12 protein-coding genes are annotated in these 13,641 nt (G+C 72.9%); 6 read left to right on the top strand and 6 right to left on the bottom strand.

All coding sequences use genetic code 11. The annotated features are described in order from the left end of the window. From ABC766_RS31280 to ABC766_RS31260, 5 genes are all read left to right on the top strand, one after another. On the top strand, positions 1–1,254 hold the full coding sequence (locus tag ABC766_RS31280) for an acyl-CoA dehydrogenase family protein (RefSeq protein WP_345820338.1): 1,254 nt from the start codon (positions 1–3) through the stop codon (positions 1,252–1,254). Next, the gene (locus ABC766_RS31275; protein WP_345820337.1) at positions 1,251–2,309 is read left to right on the top strand and encodes a phosphotransferase family protein; all 1,059 of its coding nucleotides are present in this window, start codon (positions 1,251–1,253) and stop codon (positions 2,307–2,309) included. Before ABC766_RS31280 ends, ABC766_RS31275 begins: the two co-directional genes overlap by 4 nt. A 2-nt stretch (positions 2,310–2,311) precedes the next feature. Then, on the top strand, positions 2,312–3,088 hold the full coding sequence (locus tag ABC766_RS31270; RefSeq protein ID WP_345820336.1) for an SDR family NAD(P)-dependent oxidoreductase: 777 nt from the start codon (positions 2,312–2,314) through the stop codon (positions 3,086–3,088). A 220-nt stretch (positions 3,089–3,308) separates the two neighbouring features. Beyond that, entirely contained in the window at positions 3,309–4,079 is a 771-nt protein-coding gene (locus tag ABC766_RS31265; protein ID WP_043757020.1) for an SDR family NAD(P)-dependent oxidoreductase, read from the top strand. Further along, positions 4,076–5,848 carry a class I adenylate-forming enzyme family protein gene (locus ABC766_RS31260; protein WP_345820335.1) on the top strand — a complete coding sequence of 591 codons (1,773 nt, stop codon included), beginning with the start codon at positions 4,076–4,078 and terminating at the stop codon, positions 5,846–5,848. Before ABC766_RS31265 ends, ABC766_RS31260 begins: the two co-directional genes overlap by 4 nt. On the opposite strand, the gene ABC766_RS31255 is transcribed toward ABC766_RS31260, so the two are convergent. Beyond that, positions 5,815–6,402, bottom strand: a complete 588-nt coding sequence (locus ABC766_RS31255) for a hypothetical protein (RefSeq protein WP_342142569.1) — start codon at positions 6,400–6,402, stop codon at positions 5,815–5,817. The genes ABC766_RS31260 and ABC766_RS31255 overlap by 34 nt on opposite strands. A 586-nt stretch (positions 6,403–6,988) precedes the next feature. On the opposite strand from ABC766_RS31255, the gene ABC766_RS31250 reads away from it, so the two are divergent. Next, positions 6,989–8,728 carry a methyl-accepting chemotaxis protein gene (locus tag ABC766_RS31250; RefSeq protein WP_043354008.1) on the top strand — a complete coding sequence of 580 codons (1,740 nt, stop codon included), beginning with the start codon at positions 6,989–6,991 and terminating at the stop codon, positions 8,726–8,728. Positions 8,729–8,768: 40 nt separating this feature from the next. Here the strand turns inward: ABC766_RS31250 and ABC766_RS31245 are convergent, their stop codons facing one another. The 5 genes from ABC766_RS31245 to bchO all read right to left on the bottom strand — a co-directional run bounded on the left by ABC766_RS31245 (position 8,769) and on the right by bchO (position 13,521). Next, on the bottom strand, positions 8,769–10,022 hold the full coding sequence (locus tag ABC766_RS31245) for a cytochrome P450 (RefSeq protein ID WP_345820334.1): 1,254 nt from the start codon (positions 10,020–10,022) through the stop codon (positions 8,769–8,771). 9 nt (positions 10,023–10,031) lie between these two features. Further along, on the bottom strand, positions 10,032–11,303 hold the full coding sequence (locus tag ABC766_RS31240) for an FAD/NAD(P)-binding oxidoreductase (protein ID WP_345820333.1): 1,272 nt from the start codon (positions 11,301–11,303) through the stop codon (positions 10,032–10,034). After that, positions 11,303–11,548, bottom strand: a complete 246-nt coding sequence (locus ABC766_RS31235; protein WP_345820332.1) for a ferredoxin — start codon at positions 11,546–11,548, stop codon at positions 11,303–11,305. The genes ABC766_RS31240 and ABC766_RS31235 overlap by 1 nt, the downstream gene beginning before the upstream one ends. Positions 11,549–11,717: 169 nt before the next feature. Then, positions 11,718–12,503 carry a gamma-glutamyl-gamma-aminobutyrate hydrolase family protein gene (locus tag ABC766_RS31230; RefSeq protein ID WP_043354002.1) on the bottom strand — a complete coding sequence of 262 codons (786 nt, stop codon included), beginning with the start codon at positions 12,501–12,503 and terminating at the stop codon, positions 11,718–11,720. A 109-nt stretch (positions 12,504–12,612) separates the two neighbouring features. Next, positions 12,613–13,521, bottom strand: a complete 909-nt coding sequence (bchO, locus tag ABC766_RS31225) for an alpha/beta fold hydrolase BchO (RefSeq protein WP_043383113.1) — start codon at positions 13,519–13,521, stop codon at positions 12,613–12,615. Positions 13,522–13,641 lie beyond the last annotated feature (120 nt).

Below are 13,641 nucleotides of genomic sequence, written 5' to 3'. Positions count from 1 at the left end.
GTGGACTTCAACCTCTCCCAGTCCCAGACGCACTGGCTGAACCGCGTCCGCGCCTTCATCGCCGCCGAGATCCTGCCGGCCACCGCCGCGGTCGCGGCGGAGCGGACGGAGAGCCGTGCCCCCTCGCCCACGATGGAGCGGCTGAAGGACCGGGCGAAGGCCGAGGGCCTGTGGAACCTGTTCCTGCCGCCCTCCCCCGAGCACGACACGGTAGAATACCGCGGCGCCGGCCTCACCAACCTCGATTACGCGCTCTGCGCCGAGGCGATGGGCCGGGTCGGGATCGCCTCGGAAGTCTTCAACTGCGCGGCGCCCGATACCGGCAACATGGAGGTGCTGCACCGCTACGGCAGCCCGGCCCAGAAGGAGGCGTGGCTCAGGCCCCTGATGGCCGGCGCGATCCGCTCGGCCTTCCTGATGACCGAGCCGGAGGTCGCCTCCTCGGACGCCACCAACATCGCGACGTCGATCCGCCGGGACGGCGACCACTACGTCATCGACGGCCGCAAGTGGTGGTCGACCGGCGTCGGCGACCCGCGCTGCAGGATCGCGATCCTGATGGGCAAGACCGACCCGGACGCCCCCCGCCACCGGCAGCAAACGCAGATCCTGGTGCCGATGGACACGCCGGGGGTGCGGGTGGAGCGGCTCCTGCCGGTCTTCGGCTACGAGGACGCTCCCAAGGGCCACGGCGAGGTGGTGCTGGAGCATGTCCGCGTGCCGGCCGGGAACCTGATCCTGGGCGAGGGCCGCGGCTTCGAGATCGCGCAGGGAAGGCTCGGGCCGGGCCGGATCCACCATTGCATGCGCACCATCGGGGCCGCCGAGGTAGCCCTGGAGGCCATGGCGCGCCGCCTCGTGTCCCGGGTCGCCTTCGGCAAGCGGATCTCCGAGCAGTCGGTCTGGGAGCAGCGGGTCGCGGAGGCGCGGATCGACATCGAGATGGCCCGCCTCCTCTGCCTGAAGGCCGCCGACATGATGGACAAGGTCGGCGCCAAGGGCGCCAAGCTCGAGATCGCCATGATCAAGGTCGCGGCGCCCCGGGTGGCGCTGAAGGTGATCGACGACGCGATCCAGGCCCATGGCGGGGCCGGCGTCTCGGAGGATTTCGGGCTCGCCAGGATGTACGCCCATATCCGCACCCTGCGGCTCGCCGACGGGCCCGACGAGGTCCACAACCGCTCGATCGCCCGGCTGGAATTCGGGCGCTACACCAATGCCCGGCCAGGAGCCCCGGAGGCCGAGCGCGCATGAGCGAGCCCGATGTCTTCTCCGGCGTGAAGCCGGTCGAGCCGCGCCACCGGATCGACGAGGCGAAGCTCGCCGCCTGGATGGTGGAGCATGTGCGGGGCTACGCCGGTCCGCTCACCGTCCAGCAGTTCCGCGGCGGCCAGTCGAACCCGACCTACCGGCTCGACACGCCCGCCCAGGCCTACGTGCTCCGGCGAAAACCCTTCGGCCCGCTCCTGCCCTCCGCGCACGCGGTGGATCGGGAGTTCCGGGTGATCGGCGCCCTCTACGGCGAGGGTTTCCCGGTCCCGCGGCCCTTCGCGCTGTGCGAGGATCCGGAGATCATCGGCGCGGCCTTCTACGTGATGGAGGCGGTGGACGGCGCCGTGCATTGGGACGGGGCGCTGCCGGGCCTCGACCGCCACGCCCGCCACCGCCACTACGCCGGCATGATCGCGACGCTCGCCCGCCTCCACGCCATCGACCCGGAGGCGGCGGGGCTCTCCGATTACGGCCGGCCCGGCAACTACTTCGCCCGGCAGGTCGACCGCTGGACCCGCCAGTACCGCGCCGCCGAGGACGGGCGCCTGGAGGACGTCGAGCGGCTGATCGCGTGGCTGCCTCGGACCGTGCCGGAGCAGCAGGGCGCCTGCGTGGTCCACGGCGATTACCGCCTCGACAACCTGATCTTTTCCCGCGACGGCGGCGTCAGCGCGGTGCTCGACTGGGAGCTGTCGACGCTCGGCGACCCGCTCGCCGATTTCAGCTACCTGCTGATGCAGTGGGAGTTGCCGGCCGACGGGCGCAGCGGGCTCGGCGGGCTCGACCTGCCGGCTTTGGGCATTCCCACACGGGACGAGGCGGTGGCGCTCTACTGCCGGGCGGCGGATCGGAAAAGCCTGCCCGACCTCGACTGGTACTTCGCCTACAACCTGTTCCGGCTGGTCGGCATCCTGCAGGGTGTGGCCGCCCGCGCCAAGGCGGGCAACGCCGCGAGCGAGCACGCCGCCGCCATGGCGGCACGCGTCCCGAAGCTTGCCGAAGCGGCCTGGGGCTTCGCCGAGCGGGCGGGGGCCTGAGCATGGAGCTTTCCGGCCGCGTCGTCGCCGTCACGGGGGCCGCCCGGGGCATCGGCCGGGCGCTCGCCGGGGCGGCCCGGGCCCGGGGCGCGACGGTGGTCGTCCTCGACCGCGACGGCGCCGGGGCTGAGGTCGTGGCGGCGGAACTCGGCGGGCGCGCCTACCCCCTCGACGTGGGCGACCCGGAGGCGGTCGCCGCTGCCCTCGCAGGCATCGAGGCCGAGATCGGTCCCGTCGCGCTCTACTGCTCCAATGCCGGCATCCTGGAGCGCGACCCCGATCCGGAGCTGGCCACCTCCGCCGATCCGGAGAGCTGGGCGCGGTCGTGGTCGGTGAACGTGATGGGCCATGTCCACGCGGCGCGGGTTCTGGTCCCGCTCTGGCGCGCCCGAGGCGGGGGCGCGTTCCTCGGCACCGTCTCGGCGGCGGGGCTCTTGAGCCAGATCGGCAGCGCCACCTACTCGGCCACCAAGCACGCGGCGCTGGCCTTTCTGGAGCATCTCGCCATCGCCCATGCCGCGGACGGGATCCAGGTCGCCGCCCTGTGCCCGCAAGGCGTCGACACCGCCATGCTGGGGGCCGCCAGCGCCGCGTCGCGCGACGGCGTGCTGTCACCCGAGGCCGTCGCCGAGGCCGCCCTGGATGGGCTGGCATCGGGGCGCTTCCTGATCCTGCCGCACCCGCAGGTGGCCGAATACGCCCGCCGCCGGGCCGAGGATCCCGAACGGTGGCTTGCCGGCATGGCGCGCCTGCGCCGGTCGATGCGGGCGGGGGCGTGAGGATGGGCGGCGTCCGGAGACACCAGCGGTGGCCGCGTGAGGCGCTGGTCCCCTCTCCCGTGCGGGAGAGGGACAGGGTGAGGGATCGGGTCTTTCCGGACAGCGCGCACCCCTCACCCCAACCCTCTCCCGTACGGGAGAGGGGGCGCGTCGCGACCGTCAGATCCCGCGGAACCAAGCTGGCGGGCGTGTCCGGCCCTGCGCAGCGCGGAGGCGAGCCATGTCCCTGTTCGATCTGACCGGCAAGGTCGCGCTCATCACCGGCTCCTCCCGGGGCATCGGGCGGGCGATCGCCCTGCGGATGGCCGAGCACGGCGCCCGGGTGGTGATCTCCTCGCGCAAGCGCGAGGCCTGCGACGCGGTGGTCGCCGAGATCGAGGCCGCGCACGGCGCCGGCCGCGCCGTGGCGATCCCGGCGAGCATCTCGGTGAAGGACGAGCTGGAAGCCCTGGTCACCGAGACCGAGGCGCGCCTCGGCCCGGTGGACGTGCTGGTCTGCAACGCCGCCAGCAATCCCTATTACGGGCCGCTGGCCGGCATCTCCGATGCGCAGTTCCGGAAGATCCTCGAGAACAACGTCCTGGCGAACCACTGGCTGATCCAGAGGGTCGCCCCCGGCATGGTGGCGCGGCGGGACGGCGCGATCGTCATCGTCTCCTCCATCGGGGCGCTCAAAGGGTCGCCGGTGATCGGCGCCTACAACGTCTCGAAGGCCGCCGACCTCCAGCTCGCCCGCAACTACGCGGTGGAGTACGGGCCCGCCAACGTGCGGGTGAACTGCCTCTGCCCGGGGCTGATCCGCACCGATTTCGCCCGGGCCCTGTGGGAGGATCCCGAGATGCTGGCCGCCACCACGGACGCCGCGCCCCTGCGCCGGATCGGCGAGCCCGACGAGATCGCCGGCGCCGCCGTGTTCCTGGCCTCCGCGGCGGGCCGGTTCGTGACCGGTCAGGCACTGGTCATCGACGGCGGCGTGACCATCGCCCGATGAGTCTCGACCCCCGCATCCCCGCCGGCTGGCCTTCCCTGCCCTTCCGCGAGGCCGAGGCGCGGCTCACCGCCCCGGGCGCACCCTTCGCCATCGCCACGGTGCCGATCCGGGGCGTGCCGACCCGGATCTGGGAGAAGGCCCCGCCGACCCTGCGCGACCTGTTCCGGATCGCCCGGGGGCACGGAGAGAAGACCTTCGTGGTCTATCAGGACGAGCGCGTGACCTTCACGGGCTTCGCCCGGGCGGCGACCACCCTCGCGCGGGCCCTGGTGGAGGCCGGCCTGCGCAAGGGCGACCGGGTCGCCATCGCGCAGCGCAACCTGCCCGAATGGCCGGTGAGCTATTTCGGCGCCCTGCTCGCCGGGGCGATCGCGACGCCGCTCAATGCGTGGTGGACCGGGCCCGAGCTCGCCTACGGCCTGCAGCATTCGGGCGCGCGGGTGCTGATTGCCGACGGCGAGCGCTTCGCCCGGCTCGCCCCGCATCTGGGCGAATGCCCGGCCCTGGAGCGGGTCCTCACCACCCGGATGGAGCCGGACCCCCGTGCGATGCCGCTCGCCGAGATCGTGGGGCCGGTCCGGGACTGGGCCGCCCTGCCCGACCTGCCCCTGCCCGACATCGCTCTCGATCCGGAGGACGACGCGACGCTGTTCTACACCTCGGGCACCACCGGCAAGCCCAAGGGGGCGGTCGGCACCCACCGGGCGGCCGCCACGACGGTGATGGTCTATCCCTACTCGGCGGCGCGCAGCGCCCTGCGCCGGGGCGAGAGCCCGCCCAAGCCCGACCCGTCCGCGCCGCAGCGGGCGGCGCTGCTGGTGATCCCGCTGTTCCACGTCACCGGCTGCCACGCGAGCCTCGGGGCGGCGCTCTACGGCGGCCACCGGCTGGTGATGATGCACCGCTGGGACGCGGACGCGGCCCTCGACCTGATCGAACGGGAGGGCTGCACCAGCGCGGGCGGCGTCCCGACCATTGCGTGGCAGCTCGCCACCGCCGCCCGGGAGGCCGGACGGCCGCTGCCGAGTCTCGAGGGCGTCACCTATGGCGGCGCCCCGGCCGCCGGCGACCTCGTGCGAACGCTCGGCGAGGCCTTGCCGAAGGTCGTCCCCGGGACCGGCTGGGGCATGACCGAGACCTCGGCGACCTTCACCCACCACCAGGGCGAGGATTACCTCGCGCATCCCGAGTCCTGCGGTCCGCCCCTGCCGGTCTGCGAGGTGCGGATCGTCGACCCCCTCGGGGACGTGCTGCCGCCGGGCGCGGTCGGCGAGCTCTGCGTGAAGGGCCCCAACGTGGTTCGCGGCTACTGGGACGACCCGACGGCCACCGCCGAGGCCCTCTCCGAGGGCTGGCTGCGCACCGGCGACCTCGCCCGCGCCGACGACGAGGGGTTCCTGACCATCGTCGACCGGATCAAGGACATGCTGATCCGCGGCGGCGAGAACATCTATTGCTGCGAGGTCGAGAACGCCCTCTACGCCCATCCGGACGTGATCGACGCCGTGGTGCTGCCGGTGCCCCATCCGACCCTCGGGGAGGAGCCGGGCGCCATCGTGGTTCTGGCGGAGGGGTCGAGTGCCGACGCCTCGGAGATCCGCGCCTTCGCGGCCGCGCGGCTCGCGGCGTTCAAGGTCCCGGTGCGGATCGTGATCCGGGACGAACTCCTGCCGCGCAACCCCGCCGGGAAGATTCTGAGGGCCCCCCTGCGGGCGGTGTTCGCAGGCGTGTCAGATCAGAACGGCTCACCCTCTGGGTCCGGGCGGTAGACCCGCAGGGTCCGGCCGTCGGGGAACTGCACCGTCCGGCGGCGGACCACGACGTAGCCGGCGGCCTGCGCGCTGCTCAGGCGATCGAGGCGGTCGTCGGTGTCGTCCGGCGCGTAGCCGTACCCATAGCCGGGCCCGTAATTGTAGGCGCGGTAGCGCGCGTAGCCCTCAGGCGGAGGCGGGGGCGCCGCGGCGATCTGCGGGCCGCTGCGGATCATGCGGGCCGGCGCCGCGGTGATGCGGGCCCGGCGCGGCGCGGCGGCGAACCGCTTGGCGGTCGATGATGGGCCGCGTGCCGCCTTCCGCTCCGGCTCGCGCCGCGCCGCGACGGCCGTCCGTTTGGCGGGCGTCGGCCGGGCCTTCGTCGCCGCCGCGGGGGTCGAGGCGGCCGTTGCCGGCGCCGCCGCCTTCTGATCCGCGGCCGGCGCCTTTTCGGTGGCCGGTTTGTGGGCCGGTGGGTCCGTCCAGGTCGTGGCCACGGATTCGGCGGATGCGCCGCCCAGGCCGAGGGCCAGGATGAGGGCGGCGAGGCTCGTTCGCGCACCGTGCAACATGGTGCCCTCCTGAAATCGCGGCGTTCCCGACTGATCCGCTAGGCGATGCAACAATAGATCGAACTGCCGCACAGGGGAATTCCGTCGCTGCATTTCCATGAAGATCGTCGAAGCACGTTTAATACCGATGACGCTCCGCTCGGGCGATCCGTGTCGGGGCGGCCGCGGTCCTGCCGGCCGGGAGCCGCTGCCGGACCGGCGCCATCGGAGCCTGCCGATCGATGACGGATCCTGGGGCCGGACAGGCTCGCGCTCGTGGCGCAGACCGGACTGATCGTCGGGCCGACCGCCTGCTCGCCCCTGCGGCCGGACACGGGCTGCTTCAGGCGGGTACACTACAGCGTGACCGGACAGCCGTGAACAGTTGAGTTGCTGTCCCGTCTCGAATAGAATTAGATACTAATCTATGTAAATTTACTGAGATAGGCTGATTTCACGGGGCGCCTCTCGACATCCGCCCTCATGGTTCCGGCTCTCGGTCGCGAATTTTTGCGATTTACTAACCCGATCGCGCGAAAGTGGCCCGATGCAGCGCCGACGGCGACCCTGTTCCGGCAGGCTGCAGGCGTCCTCTTCCGGTGCTCGGATGATTCCCAACCAGACCAGCCGCCCGTCCGCCGACCGTGCCGTGCCGTGGCACAGTCTCGCCAACCTCAAGCTCCGCCACAAGCTGGCGGCCGTGATGGTCCTGGTGCTCGTGGCCATCGGCGCCCTGAGCGCGCTGAGCTACGTCGACATGCGCAGCTCGGCGCTCGAGGATCGCGCCCTGATGACGAAGCGCCTCACCGAGGTCGCGCAGAGCCTGCTCGGCCATTACGAGGCGCAGGCCACCGCGGGCCAGATGCCCCTCGCCGAGGCGCAGAAGGCGGCCCTCGCGGCGATCACCGCCCTGCGCTTCGGCAGCGAGGACTACTTCTTCGTCCTCGATGCCCAGGGTCACCTGATCGCCAACGCCTTCAACGCCAAGAACGTCGGCAAGCGGGTGGTGGACCAGACCGACGTCCCCGGCGGAAAGCGCTACTTCGCCGAGATGGTCGAGACCGCCACGCGCGACGGCTCCGGCTTCGTCGACTACATGAAGCCGCGCGCCGGCGGGTCCGTGGCGGTGGAGAAGGTCGCGAGCGTGCAGATGTTCAAGCCGTGGGGCTGGATCGTCGCCACCGGCCTGTACCGGGACGATGTCCACGCGGCCGTACGCGACCGGGCGGTCACCATCGCCGTCTGGTCCGCCGGCCTCGCCCTGCCGATCCTGGCGCTGCTCCTCCTCGTCGGCAACAGCCTGGCGCGTCCGATCACCCGCCTGACCGCGGCGATGCGCGGCCTCGCGGACGGCGATCTCGCGGTGACGGTCGATGACCAGCGGCGCGGCGACGAGGTCGGCGCCATGGCCCGCGCGGTCCAGGTGTTCAAGGACGCCCTGATCGCCAAGCGCGCGGCCGACGCGGCCGCCGTGGCGGAGAACGACGCGAAGATGCGCCGCGCCCAGATGCTGGACGCGATCACCGCCCGGTTCGACACGCAGGTCGGCGCGCTGACGCAGGGGCTGTCCTCGGCCGCGGTGGAGATGGAAGCCACCGCCCGGGAGATGACGCGCACGGCCGCGCGGACCACCGACCAGTCCGTGCGCGTGGCCGCTGCCTCCGAGCAGACGTCGAGCAACGTGCAGACCGTGGCGGCGGCCAGCGAGGAGATGGCCGCCTCGATCCACGAGATCGCGGCCCGCGTCGCCCAGTCCTCCGCGATGGCCGACCGGGCCAGCACGGATGTGACCCAGACGAACGCCCTGATGCAGGTGCTGTCCCGCGGCACCGATCAGATCAGCGAGGTGATGGGCCTGATCGCCGGGATCGCCGGACAGACCAACCTGCTGGCCCTCAACGCCACCATCGAGGCGGCGCGCGCCGGCGAGGCCGGCAAGGGCTTCGCCGTGGTGGCGGGCGAGGTGAAGGCGCTCGCTTCGCAGACGGCCCGGGCGACCGAGACCATCGCGGCGCAGATCGCGGCCATACAGACCGAGACGCGGCAGGCGGTCGAGGCGATGCGGACGATCGGGGGCACGATCGACGAGATGCGCACGGTGGCGCTCAGCGTGGCCGCCGCCATGGAGGAGCAGGGCGCGGCCACCAGCGAGATCGTCCGGAACGTCACGCAGGCGGCGCAGGGCACGCAGGCGGTGAGCACCGATATCGCCGACGTCCGGCAGGCGGCCCGCGACACCGGGACGGCCTCCGGACAGGTCCTGAGCGCCGCGCAGGAACTGGCCCGCTACTCGGCGAGCCTCGGCGCGGAGGTCACGACCTTCCTCGCCGCCGTCAAGGCCGCCTGAGGGGCATCGTGCGCCGCCGCCCCGCCGGCCCGGCGGCGCCTCACGCGATCCCGTCGATCGCCACCCGCAGATGCTCGGGCCCGCGGAGCGCCGCGCCCGACCGGTAGGGCGGCGGGTCCTCGATCAGCCGGGGCGCCTTGAGCCGGCGGGCAAGGGCGGTCAGCGCCGCCTCGGCCTCGAACCGGGCAAGGGGTGCGCCGACGCAGTAATGCAGGCTGCCGCCGAAGCCGAGATGGCGGAGTCCGGCGCGGTCGGGGTCGAACCGGTCGGGATCCGGGAAGACGGCCCCGTCGCGGTTGCCGGAGGCCAGCAGCAGCACGAGGTCGGCGCCCTCGGGGATCGTCACGCCCGCGATGTCGATGGCCGAGAGCGTCCGCCGCGTCCGGAACTGCACCGGCGGCTCGTAGCGCAGCAGTTCCTCGATCAGCCGCGGGGCCCGGAGCGGATCCTGCCGCAGGCGCTCCAGCTCGTCGGGATGGCGCAGCAGGGTCAGCAGGCCGTTGGTGATCAGGTTCACGGTGGTCTCGTGGCCGGCCACCAGCATCAGGATCGAAGTGGCGATGAGGTCGTAATCGCCCATCTTCACCCCGGCCGGGGTCGCGTGGTTGGCAAGCCCCGACAGCATGTCGTCCCCCGGGTGCTTCCGCTTGTCCTTGATCAGGTCGGCCATGTAGCCGCCGATCGCGTCGAAGGTCCGGCTGTTCTCGGCGCGGATCTCGGGATCGGACAGGCTGTCGGGCTCCAGCGCGGTGGCGAGCTGCGTCGCCCAGCCGTGGAACTTCGGCTCGTCCTCCCGGGGCACGCCGAACAGCTCGCAGATCACCGTCACGGGCAGCGGGTAGGCGAGGTCGTCGACCGCATCGATCTCCCGGGCGCCGCATTTCTCGTCGAGCAGATCGGCGACTAGCCGGTCGGAGCGGGCGCGCATCGCCTGAACGCGCTCCCGGCTGAACTGGTGCATCACCGCGGAGCGCAGGGCATCGTGGTCCGGCGGGTCGCGGAAGATGAAGACCCGGTGCCGGTCCATCATCCAGTCCTTGAGCGGCTTCACGATCAGGTCGGTGAGGGGGTTGCCGGTGCGCGGCCGGTCGGCCGGGGGCAGGGTCTCGGAGCTGACCCGCGGGTCCTGCAGCAGGCTGGCGATGGTGCCGTGGGTCGCCGCAACCCAGGTGCCCTCCTCGGTGCCGTCGTCCTGGCGCGAGACGGGGTTCTCCCGCAGCCGCGCATAGATCGGATAGGGATTCGGCCGGTTGGCGAAATCCTTGACCTGATTGAGGAGGGTGGCGTCGGGCATGCGGGTTCCTTAGGGCAAGCCCGGCTCGAGGATCGTGACGGCCTTCGGCCGGTCGGTCGCGGCGCCGTGCGGCGGGAACGGGGCCCGGGCGGCGACCAGCTCGGCATGGGCCGGCAGCCAGCGGGCGGAATCCACCGAGACCGCCGCGATGCAGCGTCCTTCGCGGCCGTAGAGGGCGACGAAGCGGCCGGCGGCCGGATCGCCCTGCGTGATCGCCACGGCGTCGGCGCCCTCGGTCAGACCCGCGGATTTCACCACGAGGTCTCCTTGCGTCGACCAGAAGGTCGGCAGGGCGCCGTAGGGCACCTCGGGTCCCGCGCCGGCGAGCAGCCGGCCGGCATGGATGCCCTGCGCCACCGCGTGGCTCCAGTGCTCCAGGGCGACGCGCCGGCCCCCGTAGAGGGGATGGGGAAAGCGCGCCACGTCGCCGGCGGCGGCGATGTGCGGATCGGGCTGTCCGTCGGTGTCGAGGACATAGCCGCGCGCGTCGCAATCGACCCCGCCGCAATCCGCAGACAGGCCGGACCCTTCGAGCCAGTCGGTGTTGCGCACCGCGCCCAGGGCGATGACGGCGATGTCGGTCGCGATGCTGCCGCCGTCGACCAAGTGGGCCCGCACCAGCCGGCCGCCCTCCGCCTCCAGCCACTCGACTTCGCTGCCGCAGCGCACCGCGACCCCGTGGCCCGCGTGGATCGCGCCGATCAACCCTCCGACGGTGCTGCCGAGCACGCGGGACAGGGGCGTCGGGCCGGGCTCGACCAGGGTGACGGGAAGGCCGAGCTGCCGGCACAGGCTCGCGACCTCGCAGCCGATGAAGCCCGCGCCGATCACCAGAACGTGCCTCGGGCCGGCGGCCAGGGCGCGCCGCAAGGCGGCAGCATCGTCCCGCCCGCGCAGGGTGAAGACGCCGGAGAGCCGGCCCTCGTGGGGGTTCGGCCACGGTCGGGCGCGGGTGCCGGTGGCGATGAGCAGCCGATCGTACGGGAGGGCACGCCCGTCGGCGAGGCGGACCGTGCGGGCTTGCCGATCGAGGCTCACGGCCGCCATGCCGAGCTGCCAGTCGGCCGCGAGGCCGTGGCGTCCCGGCAGCGTCGTCGCGTCGGCCGCGACGGCACCGGTCAGGACATGCTTCGACAGCGGCGGCCTGTCGTAGGGAGGATGGGGCTCGTCGCCGACGATGGTGAGCGGGCCGGAGAACCCCGCCGCGCGCAGGGCCTCGGCACCGCGCAGAGCCGCGAGGCCGGCGCCCACGATCAGGGCCCGCCCGGGGGGCTGCGTCATCAGGTGCCCCGCTCCGGATCCTCGACCCGGATCGCCTGGACCGGACAGGCGACGCGCGCCCGCTCGATGTCGTCCCGGTCCTGCGCGGCGGGCGCGGGATCGTAGAACAGGGCCTCGTGCCCCTCGATGCGGAAGTGCCGCGGCGCCGCGTAGCAGCACTGGGCATAGGCCTGGCACAGGTTGAGATCGACGCTCACCCGCAGGCCGGACGGGGGACCGGAAGACGCATCGGCAGAGGGGGACATGGCGAGGCAACCGCGGGCGGGCGCTGCGGGTTCCGCGGGCCGTCGTCGCGGCCCGATTCGCCCGACCCTGGACGCCGATGCCTGGCAGCCTCTGGCGGCGTGGAGACGGCGGCCGCCCGCCGCATCGGCGCCCCGTCAGGGGATCGCCGTCCGCGACCGATGCCGCGCCTCAGCGCCCCCCGGCCACCCTTGCCCGGTGCCGCGTCGCCGCGGCCGTCCCGAAGGCCTCGAACAGGGCGCGGTTGAGCGGGTTGGTCGCCGGATCGTGCTCGGCGTGCCACTGGACGCCGAGGGCGAAGCCCGCCGCGTCGCGGACGCGGATCGCCTCGACCGTCTCGTCCTCGGCGACCCCCTCGATCACGATCCGTCCGCCCGGTTCGAGGATGCCCTGGCCGTGCAGGGAGTTCACCCGGATCGTCTCGCGTCCGAGGAGACGGGCGAAGGCGCCTCCGGGCGTCAGGCGGACCTCGTGACGGTCGGCGAAGATCACCTCCAAGTCCGGATGGATCTCGCCGTTCGGGAGGCGCGGCATGCGGTGGTTGAGCCGGCCCGGCAGGTCGCGGATCTCCGGGTGCAGGCTGCCCCCGAAGGCGACGTTCATCTCCTGAAAGCCGCGGCAGATGCCGAACAGCGGCACCCCGCGTGCCACGCAGGCCTCGATCAGCGGCAGAGCCACGGCGTCGCGGTCCTCGTCGTAGGGCTCGTGCGCCGCGCAGGGCTCGGTGTTGAACCGGGTCGGGTGGACGTTGGCGCGGCCGCCCGTGAGCAGGATGCCATCCACGGTATCGAGGAGGTCGCCGAGGTCGGTGATCGCCGGGGCGGCGGCGAACATCAGCGGCAGGGCTCCCGCCACCGCGGCCACCGCCCGCATGTTGTTCTCGCCGACGATCTGCGCCGGAAACCGATTGTCGATCAGGCGGGCATTGCCGATGACGCCGATCACGGGTCTCGCCATCGTCCCGGCTGCTCCTTGTGCTGGCTAATTGTGCTGTCTAAGCGGCAGGCCCTTGCGGCCCGCGGCAGGCTCTACGACCCACGCAAGGCCGACGCCAGTCCCGTCCGGGTCACGGCGGCGACAGAAGGCCCGCGTCCAAAGCCTCCGCGCGCAGCACCTCGGCCACGCGCTCCGGCGCCTCCTCGTGCGCGAGGTGGCCGAGACCCCGGATCAGGCGGACGCGGGCGTCGGGCAGGCGGTCGCGCAGGGCGAAGGCGGTGTCCGGCAGGATGGCCCTGTCGTCGCCGCCGACGATCAGCACGGTCCGGGTCGCGAGGCCGGGCAGCGCCCGGTGCAGGCCGGCCAGATCCCAGTTCGCCATCATCCCCAGCGCACCGCGGACATGGCCGGCCCGGGCGAAGAGCCGCCGGTAGAGATCGACGCCCTCCGGGTCGAGGCGCGAGCCGGTCCCCTCGATCAGCCGCTTGGCCGCGGCGCGGTCCGCCGTCCAGGCGAAGATCTTCGGGGTGAGCGGGTTGAGGAACAAGAGCCGCGCCATGCCGGGGAACAGCAGATTGGCCGCCCCCGGCAAGGGCGCCAGGGCGCCGTTGAAGGCCGCCAGCAGCCGCGGGGCGATGGCGCCGTCGAGGCACATCCGTGCCAGCACGGCCGCACCGGCCGAGTGGCCCGCCGCCAGGACGGGCGGCCGGCCGAGCGCCGCCACGAGGCCCGCCACGGCCCGGGCCATGCCGGGCAGGGACAGGTCGGCGTCGGGCAGGGGATCCGTGAAACCGTGACCCGGCAGGTCCGGGGCGATGACGCGGAAGTCACGGGCGTGGAGCGGCGCCAGCCCGCGCCAGGAATGCGTGGCCGCCCCCGTCCCGTGCAGGAGCAGCAGCGTCGGGGCATCCGGGGACCCGAATTCCTGGACGTGCCAGCGCAGGCCCGCCGCCTCCACGAAGCGGCTGGCCTCCCTATGGGGCCAGTCGCGACCCTCCACGGCCCAGTCCGGTCGGTCGGTCGCGACGCCGGTCAACATGCGTCCGCATCCCGCAATGCGGCATGACCGGAGAGGCCGGAGGGGCCAGAGGCGGCGGCGGTGCTATCGTTCATGGCCGGAAGTATTTCGTAGCACTGCATAATCCTATGCGGCGGCCGC

This window comes from Methylobacterium fujisawaense (genome assembly GCF_039619325.1).
Lineage (GTDB): Bacteria > Pseudomonadota > Alphaproteobacteria > Rhizobiales > Beijerinckiaceae > Methylobacterium > Methylobacterium fujisawaense.
This window is presented reverse-complemented; position numbering and strand designations above follow the sequence as displayed.